Here is a 20,377-nt window from a genome sequence, read left to right on the forward strand (position 1 = left end):
TGAATTGTTAATTATAAATTGTGAATTGTAAAAACGAATAATCGTAGAGGCGCACAGCAGTGCGTCTACGTTACGCATAAGACGCACTGCTGTGCGCCTCTACGATAAAATGGCGTTATTTTTCCGACTGTATAATCATGGTCAATCCTCCACCGGATGCCAATCGATAAGTCAATTTCGTTGTCGAATCAACCCTAATAATTTCTCTTTTATAATCGACTGCAGCTTTATCAGCATTTAATCCGTCAGAGAAAATTTCCGCTTCAAATTTTTTGCCTTTTTCAAGGAAAGAAAAATCAATTGTAATTTCTCTTGAATCCCAGTTTGTGATTGCGCCTAAATACCAAGTATTTTCTTTTTTTCGCGCTATTGTTACAAACTTTCCAACTTCACTATTTAAAGCAACAGTTTCATCAAAAGTAGTTGGAATTTTAGCAATAAAACTAGTGCTTTCTTGTTCCTTCATATAAGCCGTCGGGCTGTCGGCCATCATTTGCAAAGGTGCTTCAAAAATCGTGTAAAGTGCTAATTGATGGCATCTTGTTCCCTGACTTACCGGATTAGAATGACTCGGTTTGAATTCGCTTTTCGTGGCATTTCGCATTGCGCCGGGCGTGTAATCCATTGGGCCGGCTATCATTCTGATAAACGGGATTGTACAATCATATAACGGAACATCATCATTTGGTGTCCATTTATTATTTTCCAAACCTTTAACGCCTTCAAAATTTAGGATATTTGGATAGGTTCTCTGAATTCCGGTTGGTTTATACATTCCATGAAAATCCAAAAGTAGTTTATGATTGCTAGCTTTTTGAGCAATATCATAAACGGAGTTTACCATTTTTGCATCGTCACGATCAATGAAATCAACTTTAAAACCTTTTATACCAAGTTTTGCATAATTTTCAAAAACGGCTTCTGTTTTATCGTTTATTGCCATCCAAGAAGCCCATAAAATTATGCCGACGTTTCGCTCCTTCGCGTAGGCGATTAAAGCTTCTAAATCGACATTTGGATTGTGTTTCATAATGTCGGTTTCGACACTCCAACCTTCATCTAAAACTACATATTCGACTTTGTTTTTGGATGCAAAATCAATGTAATATTTATAGGTTTGCGTGTTGATTCCGGCTTTGAAATCAACATTATAAATATTCCAGTCGTTCCACCAATCCCAAGCCACTTTTCCCGGTTTGATCCACGAAATGTCTTTTATTTTTGATGGTTCCGATAATTTCTGAACCATATCATTATTGGCTAAAGCCGAATCATTTTCAGAAATAACAATCGCTCTCCACGGAAAAGTTCTGGTTCCTTTTGTCTTTACTAAATAATCGGCTCTTTCGGTAATTAATTTGTTGAGGTAATTAAAGCCGCCGTTGGTTTCCTTTAAAGGATATTTTGAAAATCGAGATTCAAAACCCGTTTTCTGATTATTGTTCGTGACAAATAATCCAGGATAATTTTCCAAATTAGCTTCCAGGAAAACGGCTTTTTTATGGTTTTTATAATCAATTAAAAACGGTAAAAATGCTAGAGTATCTTTTGAAAATTCACTTATTTTCTTATTCTCATAATGCGATTCAAACGATGAAATAAATTGATCTTTCGGATTTCTTAAATCACGAACATAGGGCATTAAAGTATTATAATCGTGATCGAAATTCAAAGTGACTTCTTCTGATTTTACGGTAATGTCTTTTTTCTTTTTGGTGATAAATCGATACGCAACGCCGTCGTCAAAAGCACGATATTCAATGCTAAAATCATTTTTAAAATTTATAGTCAGCTGATTGTATTTGTTTTCGACTGATTTCTTTTTGTAAAACGGAGTTTCAAAGGAAGTAGCAACGCTTTCTTTTTTTGAATTTAAAACAACAGCATTTTTTCCTAGAATTTGATTTTCATCCAAAGTCATTGACATTGGAGAAGAAGCTAAAATCAAATCTTTTTCATGAAGAATCGTCCATGTAATTTTATCATTTACAGAAACCGTAATCTCGATTTTTCCATTTGGGGAATTGATGCTGAAATCCTGTTTCTTTTGAGCAAAGGAAAAATTTATACAAAGTATTACGCAAAAAAGGCAAAGTGATTTTTTCATTTTTTATTGTTTGAGCTGAAATTTGCTGGCAAAGTCGCAGAGTCGCAAAGTTTTTTCTAAAAGAGCTTTAAAAATTTGACTTTGCGACTCTGCGACTTTGCGAGATTAATTTTTAACGTTAACCATTTTCACAACCATCTTCTTATCTAAATTCAAGTCGGTTTTAGTTCCATTTTCTAATAAAATAGGAACTGCTGATTTATTGATTGGCGATCCGGTTCCCTTAAAATTAATAATTCTTACATCATTAAAATTATTGATTTCGATTCCGTTTGTAAAATACGGCATTCTAGGTTTTGTCCATGTCAATTTAAAATCTTCGATCGTAAGTCCGTCAACATATTGGCCGTAAATTCCGGGAATATCGCGCTGAAAAAGTTGTTGTTTTTCGTCCAAACATCCACGAAGATCAATATTTCCGCCAGCGACATCGTTTAGTTTGCTGTCGATAAAATCGAAAGTTACATTTTTGAAATTGATATTCTGTAAAACACTTTCTTCTGAACCGTAAACTAAAATTCCGTTTTCAGCTTTACAATTTATGTTGCTGAAAGTTACGTTTTTAATAACGCCCAAAGTTTCGGTTTCTGTACCTGCAACTTTTGCTTTTCCGCGAACTGCCGAAATATGAATTGGTTCTCCATTTCCCCACCAATCTCCTGTTCGAAGTTTAGTTTCAATATTGACATTCGATACATTTATGTTTTCCAATGAACCTTGATCTCTCAGAAAGATTCCAATTCCGCGTGTCGAATTCGTAATGTTACAATTTGAGATATTGATATTTCGAACTGAATTATGATCGAAATAACCAATTCTAATTGCACTCGAAGCGGACTGAAGATTACAATTCACAATATTGATATTTTCTGAAGAATGGCGTAAGTCTTTAAAGCCCGGAACTTCAAAATGCGAAGCATAACCCACAACAATAATGGCATCATCGCCCGCGCGAACATCGCAATTGCTGACCGTTATATTTCTTCCTGAAGTTATATCGATTCCGTCTGCATTTGGCGCCAGCATATTTGTCCAAAGACGAATTCCGTCAATTAAAACACTGTCGCAATCGGCTATTAAAATGGTCCAGAAAGTCGATTGTGTAATGAAAACATCCTTGATCGTAACTCTTTTGCAATTGCTAAAAATAATAGTTTGATACGGTCTTTCTTTCGGAACAATTGGTCCGTCGCCAATTCCGCCGTCAACTACTTTTCTGAAATTTTCTTTTTGACGCGTTCCCGAAGTTCCGCCCCATTCAATTTTTTTAGCTTTGGTTGTGTCGAAAAAGACATCGCCGTTTGCATCGATTGTTCCGCTTCCGGAAATGGTAATGTTTTCGGAATTTTCAGTAAAAAACATTCCGTAATGAACGCCGTTTACCGGAATATAATCGTTAATGTTTGCGCTTCCTTTTATAACGGCACCGCTTTCTAAATAAAGATTTACGTTGCTTTTTAAGTTTAATGTTCCCGTCATAAAAACGCCAGTTGGTACAAAAACAGTTCCTCCGCCATTTTTGAAACAAGCATCAATTGTGTTTTGAAGTGCTTTAGTATTTATCGTTTGTCCGTCACCAACTGCACCATATTTTGTAACGTCAAAAGTTTGGGCATTTGTTATTATAGAAAAGAGAATAAATAATATATAGATGTATTTTTTCATCAAATTTTGATTTGGTTATTCTGTAGAGGCGCACAGCAGTGCGTCTAACGTACAGTTTACATTCGGAATTTTCGTTGGGCATAAGGCGCACTGCTGTGCGCCTCTACGGAAATTAGGCATGAATAATTCTTATTTTCTTAATTGCAAATTGTATTTTTTCACAATATCCAAAGTCGATTTATCCGAAGAAAAAACAGAATTCAAACCTTGTGGTTCTTGTGGAGGATCTGTAGTTAACGGATCGCCGGGACTCCATTTCCCTGATTCATTTATGGCTTTTCCTTCGCCACCAAATCCCCAGAAATTAGCGCCTTGTAATGCTCCGTTGTTTTTAACGCTTTCAGCAACTCGGCCAAAAATATAATTGTAAAAAATATCTCTGTTTGCAACCGATGCCGTTGGCAATAAACTTTCATTTTCTCTTCCCAAACCAAATTCTTCAATAATAATTGGGCGTTTTAAATGGTTTGCCACGACCACATGTTTATCAATATATTTTCCAGCATTTTCCAGCGTTGGCGGTAAAGTTTTTTCAGCATTATCAGCTTTAAACCAACCCCAGTTTTTTGGCCAAATGTGCATGGTCAAATAATCAATATTCGGATTTTGATGTGTTCGCTCAAAAATTCCAATGTCATCATTCGAGCTGTTCAATCCTTCAGAACCCGTCGAAATCAAATGATTTTTGTCTAAACTGTCCATTAAATTGACAATATTATTTAGCCAAACTGTAAATTTTGTTTCATTTTCAACTGTAAAAAGTCGTGGTTCATTTCCAACCTGCCATGCCATAATGGTGTTGTCTTCGGTGTATTTTTTATGAGAATACGCATTCGTTCTTCCCATTATAAATTTCACGTGATTTTCTAAAGCCTGCATACAAGGCTCACAACTATGAAATTGCTCTGTATACGACATAAACTGAGGCCAAGTATTTGGAGCAATTCCCGGAACCGGAACCGGACCTTTGCCATTCCACTCTAAATATTGCGACATTCCGCCAGACCATTCCCAGTTGTTTGTTAGGTATAAAACGGCGTACATTTTACGTTTACGCATTTCATTCATAAGGAAATCCAATCCGTCCAATAAATCTTGGTCGTATTTACCTTGTTCATATTGTAACGCCGGACGAACAGTAAAATCGTATTTTCCACCGTCGCCTCCAACCAAAATTCGGAGATTATCAATACCGTTTTTCTGCATCAAATCAAGTTCGCGCAAAAGTCTTTTTCGGTCGCCGATTTTTTTTGATGCCAACAAACTTCCGTACCAATAATTGGTTCCAATGTATGCGTACGGTTTATTGCCTTTATAAAATTGCGTTCCTTTTACCGTAATTCGTTCCTGTGCTTGGCAAGCAATTGTGGTGAAAATTATGAAGAAAGAAAGGATTTTTAGAAATCTGTTTTTCATATGATATTTTTTAGGAGCTATTTCCTGCTATCCGTTTCAATCTTTTATTTTTTAAAGAAAAAAATAAAAGGATTTCCACTTCTATCAGGGCTAGGGTTTATGTTTCCATTAGATGTTTAAGTTTTTCCATTTTCCATGATCTTGTCATTTCGAGGAACGAGAAATCACACTCGTTGATCGACAAAGATTGCAGATATACTTAGCGGATTTCCGCGTGTGATTTCTCCTTCGTCGAAATGAAAAAAAAACGACTAATAATAACTAAATTATTTAGGCAATTCGTACATCTTAGGCAGAGAATTCACTAATGCCGATTTTGTTTTTAAACTATAATTTTTAAAATCGGTTGTGTTTGAAACAGAACCATTTGGGACATAATAACCGTCTTTATTGTTGTTCCAAAACATTACGTAACTTATTTGAATGTCATTTTTAGTTAACGCACTATACAATAAAGTTGAAAACCAATCAGTAATTGCAGGTGTTGTGCTTGTTACACGAAAACCAGTTTCGGTTAAAGCAGCTATTTTTACTTTGGTTTTAGCATAATCAGAAAAGATTTTCAGTTTACTGTTCGCTCTGTCAGCGCCAGTTTGTCCTTGATTATTAAAGTCACCGTAATTATCCATTCCGAGAATATCTACATAAGTATCGCCAGGATATCGGCTCAAATAATCGGCTTGTGTGGTGTATGAATTATCAGGAGAAAAAGCATATAAAATGTTGTGAACACCTTTCGTATTCTTCAAATAATCAACGGTGAATTGATATGCTTTTTTATATTCATCTGCAGTAGAAAAATTGGCTCCCCACCAAAACCAGTTTCCGTCAAATTCATGAAAAGGCCTAAAGATTATCGGAATCAATTCTCCGTTTGCACCTTTTAAGTTCGAAACAACGTTGGCAACTTTATCCAGTTTTTTCTTATACCATTCATTGTTTGCTCCGCCGGGTAAAATGCTTCTAAAAGCTGTGTTTTTTTGTTCCGATGTCATATCGGCAGAATAGAACGATTCTTCTTTATTAGGTTCTCTTAAATGCCAGCAGAAAGTATTGATCATGCCTTTCGCGTAAGCAGCTTTTGTGTCAGAAACAATTTTTTGTTCTTGCTGATAAAACCAATTGCTTGCTTGTCCGTCATTATTTTTATCAGTAATAAACATGAAATCAGAACCTAAAAGGGCAGGATCATAACCCGTGTTTTTTTTAATATCAGAATCTCCTCCTATATCTTGATAAAAACTATTAAAAGCATCTTGCTGGCCAATGGCAAATTTAGTTTTGGCCAGTCTTTTTAAATTATAAAATAAAGCTGCGGTTTCGTTGGTTGCATTGGCGTCGACCATAAAAGTTTTTACGTTTTGCGTGGTCAAAGGATCGCTTTGCGTTGGCGGATCAATGATTATTTCATCATCTGATTCTTTGTCTGAAGAACAACTTACAAATGCTAAAATCGATAAACTTATAAATGCTATTTTCAGAAATGTAGTTTTCATTTTTCAGGTTTTAATTCGGTTAATAAGTTCTAAACAAGCGCGGCTATTATGATAAGGACATTTCCAGAAACCGGCTTTGTCTTTTTCGATCAAAGAATAATCGCGGTAAATTCCCCAAAACCATTCTCCGTTTTGCTTATCTAAAATGTATTTTTTTGTAAAATCCCAGTTTTTTAAAACAATCTCTAAATACTTTTCATTACCGGTTAATTGGTAGACATTATAAAAACCAATTAAAGCTTCGGCCTGAACCCACCAATGCTTTTCGGAAATTAATTCGTTGTTTTTCGGATCGAGTTCGTACCATAAACCACCATCAGTATCCAAACCTTCCTGAGTAACTTCAGCCATTTGAATGGCATGTTTTTTATAATTGGCAATTAAAGTTTCATCTTCTGAAATTTCGGCACATCGTAGTAAAAGCCAGGCAGCTTCTATATCGTGTCCGTATGAAATTACGTCAGGTTTTTCAATCCATTCTTCGTTAAAAAACAATCTTAAATGCCCCGTTTCGGTATTAATGAAACGCTCTTCTATTGTGGCTAATAATTCAATAATCGCATTTTGAAGCTTTTTGTCTTCCCAAACCTTAAATAAATTTGCATAAGCTTCAACGATATGCAAATGGGTATTCATTGTTTTTTTTTCGTTGGCATCTTTTTCACTAAGACGCAAATCGGCAATAGGTTTCCACTCTCGGGTAAAAGCTTCTAAATAGCCTCCGTTTGATGAATCGTAACTGTGTCTTTCTATCTGTAAATATAAATTTATGGCTATCTCTAAAGCCTTTTCATCTTTAGAAATAATATAGTATTCTGATAGTCCATAAATCGCAAAGGCTAAAGCATAAATCTGATTTTTAGTATCTTTTGGCGTTTTATCAGGATTGATACTCCAAAATAAACCTCCAAATTCGGAGTCATAAAAATATTTTGAAAGAAACTCAAAAGCTCTAGTTGCTGTTTTTTTATGTTCTTCGTTTTTTGTAAACTGATAACTTGCTGAAAACGACCATAGAATTCGGGCATTTAAAACAGAACCTTTTTCTGCATTGGCGATAATATGATCGTTAAAATCAATCTGACCAATAAAACCTCCATTTTGATTGTCAATAGTATGTTTTGACCAATATTTTAAAATGGAATCAAGTTCAGTTGATAATTCAGATTTAAGTTGCTGTAGTTTTACTGACACGACGAATTATATTGCGTTATTTTTTTCGATTTGGCTGATGATTGTTTTTACGGAACCTGCAGAAATAAAAGTGTCTGCCGGTGTATTTGTAACATAGTCAACTAGTTTTGCAACTGATGAAACAGCAACATGCATTCTCGTATCTGATGAAGCATAATACACATAAACAGTTCCGTCAGCATCTTCAATCCATCCGTTTGAAAATAAAACATTCGATACATCACCAACTCTTTCAATACCTTCAGGCCCCATAAAATGCCCGGCAGGAACGTGTGTTACTTTTGCAATATCATTCAAATCGGTCATAAACATATAAAGGGTGTAACGCAAACCTGCGGCGGTGTTACGAACTCCGTGTGCCAGATGCAGCCAGCCTTTATCTGTTTTGATAGGAGCGGGGCCAAGGCCATTTTTCAATTCATAAATCGTATGGTATTGTTTGCCGAAAATAATTTTCTCTTCTTTAACAACTGGATTTGTCATGTCTTCAACATATCCTAAACCTATTCCGCCTCCAGCACCCACATCAATAAAACCATCTTGTGGACGTGTGTATAAAGCATATTTTCCGTTAACAAATTCGGGATGCAAAACGACATTTCGCTGTTGGCCTGTATTTGAAATTAAGTCAGGCAATCTTTCCCAGTTTACTAAATCCTTAGAGCGCACGATTCCTGCATTGGCTACAGCCGAACTCGTATCGCCTTTTGGCGCTTTTGGATCTTTTCTCTCGGTACAAAAAATACCGTAAACCCAACCGTCCTCGTGGTTGATTAAACGCATATCATAAACGTTAGTGTCTGGTTCTGCAGTTTGTGGAATCACGCATGGTTTCTCCCAAAACTTAAAATTATCCACACCGTTTGGACTTTCGGCAATAGCGAAAAAAGACTTTCTGTCAATTCCTTCAACACGAACAGCTAATACATATTTACCTTTCCATTTCATGGCACCTGCATTGAAAGCGGCGTTCATTCCAATTCTTTCCTGCAAAAAAGGATTTGTTTTTTCGTTTAAGTCAAAGCGCCAGTTCAATGGCACATGAGCCGCTGTAACGACAGGATTTTTATAGCGTTGGTATATGCCGTTTCCAGCATTTTCTTCAGGAGCATTTTTTTGCTCTATGAGTGTTTTATGTTCTTTCTCTAATGCTACTTTTCTATCCTGAAATGTAGTGGAAGTGGCTATTGTTGTCATATTAATCTGTTTCTGGTATCTGTATAATTTTAAATGGTCTGGTCTCTTTTTTCGTTTAAATCTTGTTCTATTATTTGCAATTTTTCTTCAGATAAAGGATAAAACAAAATAAAAGCGACTGATATAAAAGCTGCTATTGCAGGGAGTATGCTTAACATTAATTGAATTCCATTTTGAGCCACAGCAGTTTGTTCGACATTGGCCTGAAAGCCATAATATCCTAATAACCATCCGGCTCCGGCTCCACCAATTGTCCACCCAAATTTTTGCGACATTGAAGAAGCAGAGAAAACCAATCCAGTTGCTCTTCGGCCTTGTTTCCATTCTGAATAATCAGCGCTGTCAGCGTACATAGACCAGATTAACGGAAAGATACAGCCCGCGCAAATACTGATTAAAACCTGAAAACTTAAGATTAAGAAAATATCTTCTTTTCCAAAAAAATAGAAAATCAAACTCAAAATCGCTGCTAAAGCCATAGCACCAAAAAAGGTTTTCTTTTTTCCGATTTTATTAGCAATCGGCGTAGCGATAATAACTCCGATGATATTGGCAGCCTGACCCAAAACCAAATAGATAGAAGTTGGCGTCATGTGAAAATCGGTTCCGAAAAGTGAAAAATCAAAGTTTATACTGCTGCTGATGTAATATTTAAAATAATATACAGCGGCACCGTCACGAATAGAGTTGAAAACTAAGGCACCAATTCCGGCTCCTAGTAAAATCCACCAGGGTTTGTTTTTTAATAAATCTTTTAAATCTTCTTTTAAGTTGGATTGTTCATCAGAAATTGGTTTCACTCTTTCTTTAGTGAAGAAAAAACAAGCCCAGAAAAAAGCAGTTGTAATCACTCCAAAAACAGCAATTGTTGCCAACCAGCCTGATTTAGAGTTTAGGCTTCCGCCGAAATAATTTACAAGAGGTTCAATTAACCATAGTGCCAATAAACTTCCTCCAAAAGCAAAAACCATTCGGTAAGAAGACAAAGTATTTCTTTCTTTTCTGTCAGATGACATTACGCCAAGAAGTGAAGCATAGGGAACATTGATCAATGAATAAATCATCATCATTAAAGAATACGTAACGTAGGCATAAATTATTTTTCCTTTTGCATCAAAATCAGGCGTGTAAAAAGTTAAAACTCCAATTACGGCAAAAGGTATGGCAACCCAAAGTAAATAAGGCCTGAATTTTCCCCATTTGCTTTTGGTTCTGTCGGCAATGATTCCAACAATTGGATCAAAGCAGGAATCCCATATTCTGGTAATTAAAAACATGGTTCCTACGACGGCAGGTGCCAATCCGAAAACATCGGTATAGAAAAAGAGAAGGTACATACTGAAAATTTTCCAGAACATGGATGATGCGGCATCTCCAAGGCCGTAACCTACTTTTTCTTTTAAACTAATTTTGTCGTGCATTGGGTTCTTTTTAAAGGTTGTAGTTTGATTTGGGTTAATTATTTTAATGCTTTTTGGATGTCTTTTTCAAATAAAGTTTTGTCAAGCTTATAAAAATCAACAAAATCTTTTTCGCTTATTTGTCCCGTGTAAGGAACGTAATAGTGCATTTTTTTTTCTTTTTCCTGCCAGCCGTGGTTTCTCCATAGTAAAATATAAGATATTTTATAGTCACCAATGGCCTTTGATAAAGTTCCTGTCCACCATTTTGGATCGGGAATTGCTTCGTAACCGGCTTCCGCTACAGCGATTAATTTGTGTTTTTCGATGCCAATTTCATTTACCATTTTAAGCTGATTCTGAACTTCGTTAACGAATTTTGCACCTTCTTTATCGTCATTATTCTGATACGAATCAAAGCTCAAAACATCAGCATAATTATCGCCTGGATAATGCGCCAAAAAATCTTCTTTTGAATTGAAACTGCTGGTGTTGTAGACATAAATTAAATTATGAACGCCTTTTTTCTGAAGATATTCAAAAGTGAATTTCCATAAATTTTTAAATTCTTCGGGAGTACAATTTCCTTTTCCCCACCAAAACCAGCCTCCCGTAAGTTCATGATAAGGCCTGAAAAGAACAGGAATGTTTTTTCCTTTTTTATCTTTCAAGGATAAAAGATAATTGGCGGCTTTATCTAACCAAATGATGAATTTTTTATGGTTTTCTCCGCCTGGCAAAACTGTTTTAAGAGAGTTTGGAGTATTATCCCAGGCACTTTTTCCGGTTGCAGGATTATCAAAATGCCAGCTTATAGTTGTTATTCCGCCTCTTTCATGGCCTTCCTCTATATATTGTTTCATTTTTACAAATGGAATTCCGTCTATATTATCAGGACTGTCTTTTTCCAGACCGGCAAGATCCCAACCGTAAACTGCAGGATAATCTCCAACGACATCTTTTACATCACTTCGTCCATTTTCATATTTCCAATTTACGCCATAAGCAAGGTCATCCTGATGTCCAAAAAGATAACCTTTTTGGGCTAGTTGATTTAGTTTTTTGTAAAGAGAAACAGTTTCAGGTGTCGCTTTTTTATCTGAAAGTGACAAATTAGTATTACTAATAATAGCTTTAGAAGAGCATGAAGTTCCTATAAGTATTGTTATTATTAGCATTTGTATGTTTTTTTTCATTTGAAATGTAGTTGCGTTTCAGTTTATAAGTGTGAATGTAACAATTGATAAATGTATTATAATACTGTCACTTTTTCAATCTTTAAATCAATATTGTTTTTGAATTAAAATTATTAAAACTTTAAAAAGTTATTATATTAAAAATGATTAATGTTTATTATCAATATTCTTTTTGTAAAAATGATAATTCTATTTTTCAAAGATAATCGGATGTTAATCGTATAATTAATATTATTTTATCAATTATATATCATATTATTGCAAATAAAAAACCACATATTATTTACTATAATAGATTTAAAGATGAGTAGTACTAAAAATTTTTATAGAGAAATTGCTCCGCTTTCGGCGGGAGACAGTTTTTTAGTTTTTGACAGAGTTAAAGACAGTTTTGATTTTCCGGTACATTATCATCCGGAATTTGAAATTAATTTCATTTTAAATGGAAAAGGAGTGAAGCGTGTTGTTGGAGATAATATTGAAGAAATCGACAGTGTTGAATTGGTTTTGATTGGGCCGAATTTATATCATGGTTGGGAATTAAATAAATGTACGAGTAAAAAAATACACGAAATTACGATTCAGTTTCATAACGATTTATTTCATGAATCTTTATTGTCCAGGCGAATTATGAATCCGATTCGGGATATGTTCAATCGTTCGATTCACGGTATTTTATTTTCTAAAAAAGTAGCCGAAGAATTAACTCCAAGACTTGTAAGACTTTCTAAATTAGATGGTATGGACTATTTTTTAGAAATTACTTCTTTACTATATGATCTGGCGAATTCAAGAAATCAACGATTACTTTCTACTTATACAGTAGATTATGATACGTTTGATGATTATGATAAAATGAAACTGGTTTATGAATATGTGCAAAAACATTTTGCTGAAAAAATTACTTTAGAAGATGTTGCAAATGTTGCCAGTATGTCAATAATTTCGTTTAATAGATTTATTAAAAAGCGCACCGGAAAAACGTTTGTCAATTATATAAATGACATCCGAATTGGCTATGCTGCACGTTGGCTGGTTGAAAAAGATATGAGTGTTTCAGAAGTTGCTTTTAAGTCGGGCTTTAATAATATTGCGAACTTCAATCGTAGTTTTAAAGCGATTAAAAATTGTACTCCCAGTCAATACAGAGAAGATTTTTCTGGATTGAAGCGTATTTTATAGTGATACTTTTTTTACACAAACAAATATTATTTTTAACGAAATCGTTTGCTTTTTACCTTATTCGTTAATTTTTATTTATAATTTGTATTGATTTGAGGGATTGCTATTGCGAAAAACGCAATTTTTATTTGTTTTTATTTTCATATATGTTTTTTTAAGATGATATAGTAAAAATATTATCATTAAATGATATAATACTATCGATTTAATGTTTTGTTCTGTTATAGATTTGTTAAATAATTTAGAAAATAAATCACACCCTTTTTTTATTACTGAATTGTGAATAACAAATTTAAACTAACCAAACATTTATTATGAAAAAACTAATGACTAACTTTATTCATTGGAATGCGAACCACAGAGCAGTTCCTTTGATTTTATTCTTGTTACTGACTAGTAATTTTATTACTGCTCAGGTAAAAATATCAGGAGTAGTGTCTGACGATAAGGGAATGACCATCCCGGGTGCAAACATTACTGTTGTTGGATCTAAAGCTACAGCATCTTCTGATTTTGACGGTAAATATTCGATTGACGCTCCTGCAAATGGAACTTTAGTGGTATCATTTATTGGATTTGATTCTCAAAAAATAGCCATTGCAGGCAGAACAAAAATCAATATTTCTTTAAAACCAAGCGCTGAAGACTTAAAAGAAGTGGTTGTAATTGGATATGGAACTCAGAAAAAGAGAGACGTAAACGGAGCAATATCTTCAGTTAAATCAACAGATATAGAGAATTTAAAGCAAGTTTCTGTTGATCAAATGCTTCAGGGTAAAGCTGCCGGGGTTTCTGTAACTAATAATTCAGGGCAACCTGGTGGAGCGGCTTCTGTAAGAGTACGTGGAACAACTTCGATTACCGGAACAAATGAACCTTTATATGTAATTGATGGTGTGCCCATTTCCGGAGACGCAACAGGAAAAGCGACAAGTGGACAAACATTGGCAGGAAAAGATGGATTTTCGTCTTCAGGAGGAAGTGGAAATACAGCAATGAGTCCGCTTTCTATGATTAATCCAAATGACATCGAATCTTTGGATATCCTGAAAGACGCTTCGGCAACAGCAATTTACGGATCTCGTGGAGCTAATGGAGTAATCATCATTACGACGAAATCAGGTAAAAAAGGAACGGGTAAAATTGCCTATGAAAATTATACTTCTTTTGCTTCTGTAACCAATAAATTAGATGTTTTGACTTTGCCGGAATATGCAACTTTAAAAACAAATCTGGCTAAATTATGGGGCTATCAAACACGTCAGGAATTTTCTCATCCTGAATTGTTAGGACAAGGAACTAATTGGCAGGATGAGGTATACAGAACCGCACTTTCAAATAGTCATCAATTATCATTTTCTGGAGCTAAAGAAGGAACAAGCTATTATTTGTCAGGAAGTTATTTAGATAACGAAGGAACTATTATCAATTCCGGATTAAAAAGATATACGGTAAGATTGAATTTAGATTCAAAAATTAAAAGCTGGTTGAGAATTGGTGGAAATCTTACCGGAGGTATTACGAATGAAAAAATCACGGTAAATCAAAGTTATTCAGGATTAATTTCGAATACCTTATTGCAATCACCAGATATTCCGGTTCGAAATGCTGATGGTTCTTTTGCAGGACCTCCTTCATCTGAACAAAGTGTGACTTATTATAATCCCGTTGCTGAGGCTTTGACAAGGGAAAATAAGTTGGTTAGAAAGAATTTTTTAGGAAATGTTTATGCTGAAGCTGAAATTTTTAAAGGTTTTAAATATCGTCTTGAAATTGCGGCAAATACTGAATTTTCTGAAAATGATGATTTCAGACCTTCATATGCCTGGGGAAGCCAGACTAATTTATTAGCAGATCTTGATGTGAGAAGGCAAAACTGGTATTCAACAAACATCAAAAATTTATTGACTTACGATAAAACTATCGGAAAGCACAAATTTACAATCCTTGCAGGGCAGGAAGCAAATGATTCTCACTGGGAAGGTTTAATTGCGTCGGCTCAAGGATTTAAAACCAATTCAATTCACACGATTAATTTGGCTGATGTTGATAATAATACCATTACACAATATAAAGGTAGTGCGTCGCTTTCATCACTTTTTGCTCGTGTAATTTATGATTTCAATGATAAATACAGTATTACAGCTTCGATCAGACAAGACATTTCATCTAAATTTGATCCAACTACTGATAATCAAAAAGGTGTTTTTAATGCAATTTCAGGATCCTGGAGATTGTCTAGCGAATCTTTCATGGAAGGAACACGTAAATATGTAGACAATATCAAATTCAGAATTGGTTACGGAGAAACAGGAAATCAGCAAATTCCAAACAACAGCTATTCTGCTATGTTGGGAACTCAGAATTCAGGTTTAGGAAGTGGATTTCTTCCATCAAATTACCCAAATCCAGATTTAGTTTGGGAATCATTAAATCAAACCAACTTCGGTATTGATTTTACAATGTTCGATAATAAGTTTTCTGCCAGTTTTGATGTTTACGATAAAAAATCTGAAGGTTTCTTATTCCAGGTGCCATTGCCTCTTTATTTAACTGGAGGTGGAGGCCAATATGGAGGAGTTTCTGCGCCATATTCTAATTTAGGTACAATGAGTAACAAAGGTTTTGATCTTACATTGGGTTATGATATGAGATCAGCGGGCAATTTTAACTGGAATGCTTCTATGGTAATTTCTCAATATAAAAATAATTTAGATGAAATTGCTAACGGAATTGTATTAACTCAGGAAGTAAATACAAATGGATATCAGCCAGTTGTAGTTACTAATACAACAGTTGGAAATCCGATTGGTTTGTTTTACGGATACAAAACGGATGGAATATTCAAAGATCAGGCAACTTTAAATAGTGCACCAATTCAATTTGGCCAGCCAGTAGGAACCGGAGCCGGAGAAACAGCTTTGGGAGATGTGAAATATGTTGACGTAAATAATGATGGAAAAATTGATGCAAGTGATAAAACTTTCATCGGAAATCCGCATCCAAAATTCACTTATGGTTTTACGAATAACTTCAAATACAAAAATGTAGATCTTTCGATATTTCTTCAGGGATCTTATGGAAATGATGTCATGAACTTAACAAGAAGAGGTGGTACAACAAATGCGTCTTTATATGATAATCAGTTAGTTGATGCTCTGGATTATTATTCAACAACAAATACAGCAAGTAACAATCCGCGACCAATCGCAGATTCGGCAAACAATAACCTGCTTATTTCTGATCGATATGTTGAAGACGGTTCTTATTTAAGAATCCAGAATATTACTCTTGGGTACTCTTTACCTCAGGATGTTATTTCAAAATATAAAATGTCAAGATTAAGATTGTACGCATCAGCTCAGAACCTATATACGTTTACAGACTATTCAGGTTACGATCCGGAAATTGGTTCATTTAATCAAAATGTTCTTTTGTCAGGAATCGATAACGGAAGATATCCGGTAGCCAGAACATTTTTAGTTGGACTTAACGTAGAATTTTAAAAATTAAAGAAAAATGAAAAAGAAATCTTTTTTAAATAGATATAGTTTGCTATTTATGGCAACAGCACTTCTGACTTTTGGATCATGTCAGGACGATTTTACAGACCGACCTTCTGAAGACGGAATCAGTTTAGATTCTTATTATAGCACAAACGATCAGGTATCGTCTGCAACAAATGGTATGTACAGCAGAACCTGGTTTCAAATGTATAATAAATTTTGGTGGGCACTTGAAGTAGGTTCAGGAAATATGTATTCAGGTTCACCTGACGTTAGCGGATTGAGAACCTTTTCATTAAACGGAAGTGATCCTGAATTAGTAAACGGTTGGTCGTCATTATGGGCGAACGTACAACAATCGAATATGATTATCAACTTTTTGGCTGCAAGGGTAGGACCGGATGTTTCTAAAAATGTTTTAGATAATACAATGGGTGAAGCTTATTTTATGAGAGCAACCGCTTATTTTGATTTGGTTAGACTTTGGGGACCGGTGCCAATCATCGAAAATCCACTTGATTATACAAGCAACCCTTATGTAAACACTAATACAGTTGCAGATATTTATAAATTAATCACAATGGATTATTTAAAAGCAATTGATTTATTGGTTGATAAAAACAGAGGTGCAAATTATGCCAGCAATGGACATGTTTCTAAAGGTTCTGCGAAAGCAATGTTAGCAAAAGTGTACTTATATCAAAAAGATTATGCGAATGCCAAAGCAATGGCTGAAAGTGTAATTAATAGCGGTGAATTCAAACTTTTGGGCGGAGATCAGGTGCCGGGAAAAAGTTTTGCAGACCTGTTTACTTATCCTAACAATAATAACGAAGAATCAATTTTTGCTATTCAGTGGAAAGGCGATGGCGCTTACGGATCGGCTAATAACTGTAATACACAATTTGGTTTTCAGGATGGAACATTATCAACTTCAAACGCATCTTATGCAGGAGTTTTTGGTCCGAGTCAGGATGTAATGCTTACTTTATATGAAGATGGAGATAAAAGAAAACATGAAACGGTAATGGTTGCCGGAGATACTTATCCAAATATAAAAACTACACAAGGAATTGGATTAACAGTTCCGGCTGGTAAAGATTTGGCTCAGGCTTCAGGTGGTGCTATTAAAAAATATTGTATTGGTGTAGTAAACGGAAGTATTACCGGTTCAGCCGATGGATGGGCAATGATGGATAATAATACGTATGTAATGCGTTATGCAGAGTTATTGCTAATTCATGCTGAGGCAGTCCTGGGAGCAGGAGCGAGTACTTCTGATGCAGCTGCTTTGAGTTCGATAAATGCAGTAAGAAGAAGAGCTGGTTTAGCTAACTTAACTTCAATAACTTTTAATGATATCTTTTTAGAAAGAAGAAAAGAACTATGTTTTGAAGGTGATTACTGGTTTGATTTAGGACGTATTGATAAAGCAAAAGCAATTGATATTATGTCAAAACAAAACAGAGGAGACAGATATGCGGCACGTTATTATACTCCTATATATAGTCAGGATCATGCTGCAAATGATTTTTATATGGATTATCCGGATAATGAAGTGGCTAAAAATCCAAAATTACTGGATGCGCCGGTTCCGTATACTTTTAAATAATTACTAAAATTTGAACATTATGAAAAATATAAAAATAAAATTCCTTTTGCCTTTATTCGCAATGGTTGTGATGGTATTAGGTTTGTTTTCTTCCTGTGATAATGATGACGCTGCTTCTGGGGGAAGTGGTGGTGCACCATCGATCACAAGTGTAGCCAAATCGGTTGAAGGTGATTTAGTTCCGACGAAAGTTGGTGATCCTAAAAATTATTATATCATTAGTGGTACTGGTCTTTCAACAGTTAAGAAAATTTACTTCAATGATTTTGATACTTATTTCAATCCGACGTTAGTTACAGATACCGCCATCTTTGTTTTAATAGATGAAAAAACACCATATGCCAATGCAAGCAATAAATTAAAGGTTGTTACTGCTGGAGGAACTATTCTGTATGATTTTGTAGTAGCGCCGCCAACACCAAGATTTGGAAGTTATAATCCGGAAAATGCAGCAGAAGGTGAAGTAGTGACTATTTATGGAGATTATTTCTTAAATCCAGTGGTAAAAGTTGGCACGCAAGATGTCCCTTTGATTTCTTCTACATTAACTGAAATCAAATTTAAAATGCCAGCTAATGCAAAAGATAAATACATTACTGTAACCAATATTTCGGGTTCAACAGTTTCTAAAGCAGCGATTGGCTCAGCTATTTATGATGATGCCTCTTATTATGGATTAACTTTTCCTTCATGGAATAATCATACTTATCCTGTAGATGGTACAGCAGCTCAGGGATTGGTTTATATTAAATCAAAAATGGCTGCCTGGGGAAGTTTACAAGGAGACTGGTCGTGGTTTGACCAATTAGGTTCATACGGAGGTATTCGCGTTACAATAAAAGCAGCAGTTCCTGGCGCAGTAAAATTTTGTTTTAATGGAGATTGGGGCGATGCAACTTCTCCTGTATTGAATGTTACTACAGAATGGAAAACGTTCAATATTCCATGGTCTGCATTGTCTTCTTCAGATCGTGTACAGAATATTACTTTCCAAAATATGACTAAAAATGCAGCTGGAGATGGTATAGAAAATACCTTTTCTATTGATGATATTGGTTTGTTTTTAAAATAAGAAACATTAGTTTGTTTTGAGTTTTGTTTAAGTATTCCCTAATTCTTATCAATTAGGGAATCTTTTTTTAATATTAATTTGAATTTTTAAAAAATGAAAAGAATCATATTAGTAATTGTCCTGAGTTTGTCGGTTTTAGGTTTTGGCCAGGGAAATACACATATACAGGGAGCAGGTAAATTTGAAGGCTTAGCAATGACGCCTCCAATGGGATGGAATTCATGGAATACTTTTGAAACGAATATCGATGAAAAACTAGTAAAAGAAACAGCTGATATTATGGTTTCATCCGGAATGGCAGCAGCAGGCTATAATTATATAGTACTTGATGATGGATGGATGACCAAAGAACGCGATGAAAATGGAGATTTGGTTCCGGATCCCGTTAAATTTCCAAGCGGAATGAAAACCGTTATTGATTATGTACATAGTAAAGGTTTGAAATTTGGTTTGTACAATTGTGCAGGAACTCAAACTTGTGCCGGATATCCGGGAACACGGGGCTATGAATATCAGGACGGGCGTTTTTATGCCAAACTCGGAATTGATTTCTTAAAATACGATTGGTGTAACACACAGGGAATTACAGCCAAAGAAGCTTATACTACAATGAGTAATGCACTGAAAACAGCTGGTAAGCCAATTGTCTTCAGTCTTTGCGAATGGGGAGATAATCAACCTTGGGAATGGGGAAAACCAGTAGGAAATCTTTGGAGAATCTCCGGAGATATTTACCCATGTTTTGATTGTGAATACAAACATCAGGAAGGAAACTGGTCTTCTTGGGGATTTATGAAAATCATCGAAATGCGAAAAGATATCCGTAAATATTCAGGTCCGGATCATTGGAATGATTTTGATATGATGGAAGTGGGTAACGGAATGACAAATACCGAAGATAAATCTCATTTTGCGATGTGGTGCATGATGGCTTCACCTTTAATTGCAGGAAATGATTTCAGAAAAATGTCAAAAGAAACATTAGCAATTTTAACGAATAAGGAATTGATCGCTGTGAATCAGGATAAATTGGGAGTTCAGGGATTTAAGTATTCTGATGAAGACGGTTTAGAAGTTTGGGTAAAACCTTTATCAGATGGAAATTGGGCAGTTACTTTTTTGAATAGAAGTGATGTTGCCAAAAAGATTAATTTTGATTGGAAAAAACAGCTAATTAAAGATGTGGATTTTGGTTATGAAGCCGATTTTAATAAAACTGCCTTTAAGCTAAAAGATCTTTGGAAAAATAAGGGAATAGGAAATACAAAAAAGAATTTTCAGGCTAATATTCCTTCTCATGATGTAATTACATTAAGGTTAATTCCGTAAACTCG

The 20,377-nt window shown here is 35.0% G+C and carries 13 protein-coding genes; 5 read left to right on the plus strand and 8 right to left on the minus strand.

The genetic code is table 11. From position 1 onward, the window contains the following. Window positions 1-115: 115 nt before the first annotated feature. The 8 genes from AC1RRN_RS04420 to AC1RRN_RS04455 form a co-directional block, all read right to left on the minus strand. The gene (locus AC1RRN_RS04420) at window positions 116-2,107 is read right to left on the minus strand and encodes a retaining alpha-galactosidase (RefSeq protein ID WP_492966143.1); all 1,992 of its coding nucleotides are present in this window, start codon (window positions 2,105-2,107) and stop codon (window positions 116-118) included. Between the two features lie 105 nt (window positions 2,108-2,212). Beyond that, window positions 2,213-3,772, minus strand: coding sequence for a glycoside hydrolase family 28 protein (locus AC1RRN_RS04425; RefSeq protein ID WP_492966144.1), 1,560 nt, complete (start codon window positions 3,770-3,772; stop codon window positions 2,213-2,215). A 129-nt stretch (window positions 3,773-3,901) separates the two neighbouring features. Beyond that, the gene (locus tag AC1RRN_RS04430; protein WP_492966145.1) at window positions 3,902-5,188 is read right to left on the minus strand and encodes a glycoside hydrolase 5 family protein; all 1,287 of its coding nucleotides are present in this window, start codon (window positions 5,186-5,188) and stop codon (window positions 3,902-3,904) included. 266 nt (window positions 5,189-5,454) lie between these two features. After that, the gene (locus AC1RRN_RS04435) at window positions 5,455-6,684 is read right to left on the minus strand and encodes a glycoside hydrolase family 26 protein (protein WP_492966146.1); all 1,230 of its coding nucleotides are present in this window, start codon (window positions 6,682-6,684) and stop codon (window positions 5,455-5,457) included. Window positions 6,685-6,687: 3 nt separating this feature from the next. After that, on the minus strand, window positions 6,688-7,878 hold the full coding sequence (locus AC1RRN_RS04440) for an AGE family epimerase/isomerase (RefSeq protein ID WP_492966147.1): 1,191 nt from the start codon (window positions 7,876-7,878) through the stop codon (window positions 6,688-6,690). A gap of 6 nt (window positions 7,879-7,884) precedes the next feature. Then, a complete protein-coding gene (locus tag AC1RRN_RS04445; RefSeq protein ID WP_492966148.1) occupies window positions 7,885-9,075 on the minus strand; it encodes a glycoside hydrolase family 130 protein in 1,191 nt (396 codons plus the stop codon). Window positions 9,076-9,104: 29 nt separating this feature from the next. After that, a complete protein-coding gene (locus AC1RRN_RS04450; RefSeq protein WP_492966149.1) occupies window positions 9,105-10,496 on the minus strand; it encodes an MFS transporter in 1,392 nt (463 codons plus the stop codon). Window positions 10,497-10,534: 38 nt separating this feature from the next. Then, complete coding sequence (locus tag AC1RRN_RS04455; RefSeq protein WP_492966150.1) at window positions 10,535-11,653, minus strand: glycoside hydrolase family 26 protein; 1,119 nt, start codon at window positions 11,651-11,653, stop codon at window positions 10,535-10,537. 321 nt (window positions 11,654-11,974) lie between these two features. Here AC1RRN_RS04455 and AC1RRN_RS04460 point away from each other — a divergent pair, with 321 nt between their 5' ends. From AC1RRN_RS04460 to AC1RRN_RS04480, 5 genes are all read left to right on the plus strand, one after another. Next, on the plus strand, window positions 11,975-12,853 hold the full coding sequence (locus tag AC1RRN_RS04460; RefSeq protein ID WP_492966151.1) for an AraC family transcriptional regulator: 879 nt from the start codon (window positions 11,975-11,977) through the stop codon (window positions 12,851-12,853). Between the two features lie 314 nt (window positions 12,854-13,167). Then, window positions 13,168-16,359: a SusC/RagA family TonB-linked outer membrane protein gene (locus tag AC1RRN_RS04465; protein WP_492966152.1), complete on the plus strand. Its 3,192-nt coding sequence runs from the start codon at window positions 13,168-13,170 to the stop codon at window positions 16,357-16,359. Window positions 16,360-16,372: 13 nt separating this feature from the next. After that, window positions 16,373-17,971: a RagB/SusD family nutrient uptake outer membrane protein gene (locus AC1RRN_RS04470; protein ID WP_492966153.1), complete on the plus strand. Its 1,599-nt coding sequence runs from the start codon at window positions 16,373-16,375 to the stop codon at window positions 17,969-17,971. A gap of 19 nt (window positions 17,972-17,990) precedes the next feature. Then, window positions 17,991-19,043: an IPT/TIG domain-containing protein gene (locus AC1RRN_RS04475; RefSeq protein ID WP_492966154.1), complete on the plus strand. Its 1,053-nt coding sequence runs from the start codon at window positions 17,991-17,993 to the stop codon at window positions 19,041-19,043. A 93-nt stretch (window positions 19,044-19,136) separates the two neighbouring features. Then, window positions 19,137-20,372, plus strand: a complete 1,236-nt coding sequence (locus tag AC1RRN_RS04480; protein WP_492966155.1) for a glycoside hydrolase family 27 protein — start codon at window positions 19,137-19,139, stop codon at window positions 20,370-20,372. Window positions 20,373-20,377: the final 5 nt, after the last annotated feature.

The organism is Flavobacterium sp. GW821-FHT11G01 (genome assembly GCF_058808175.1).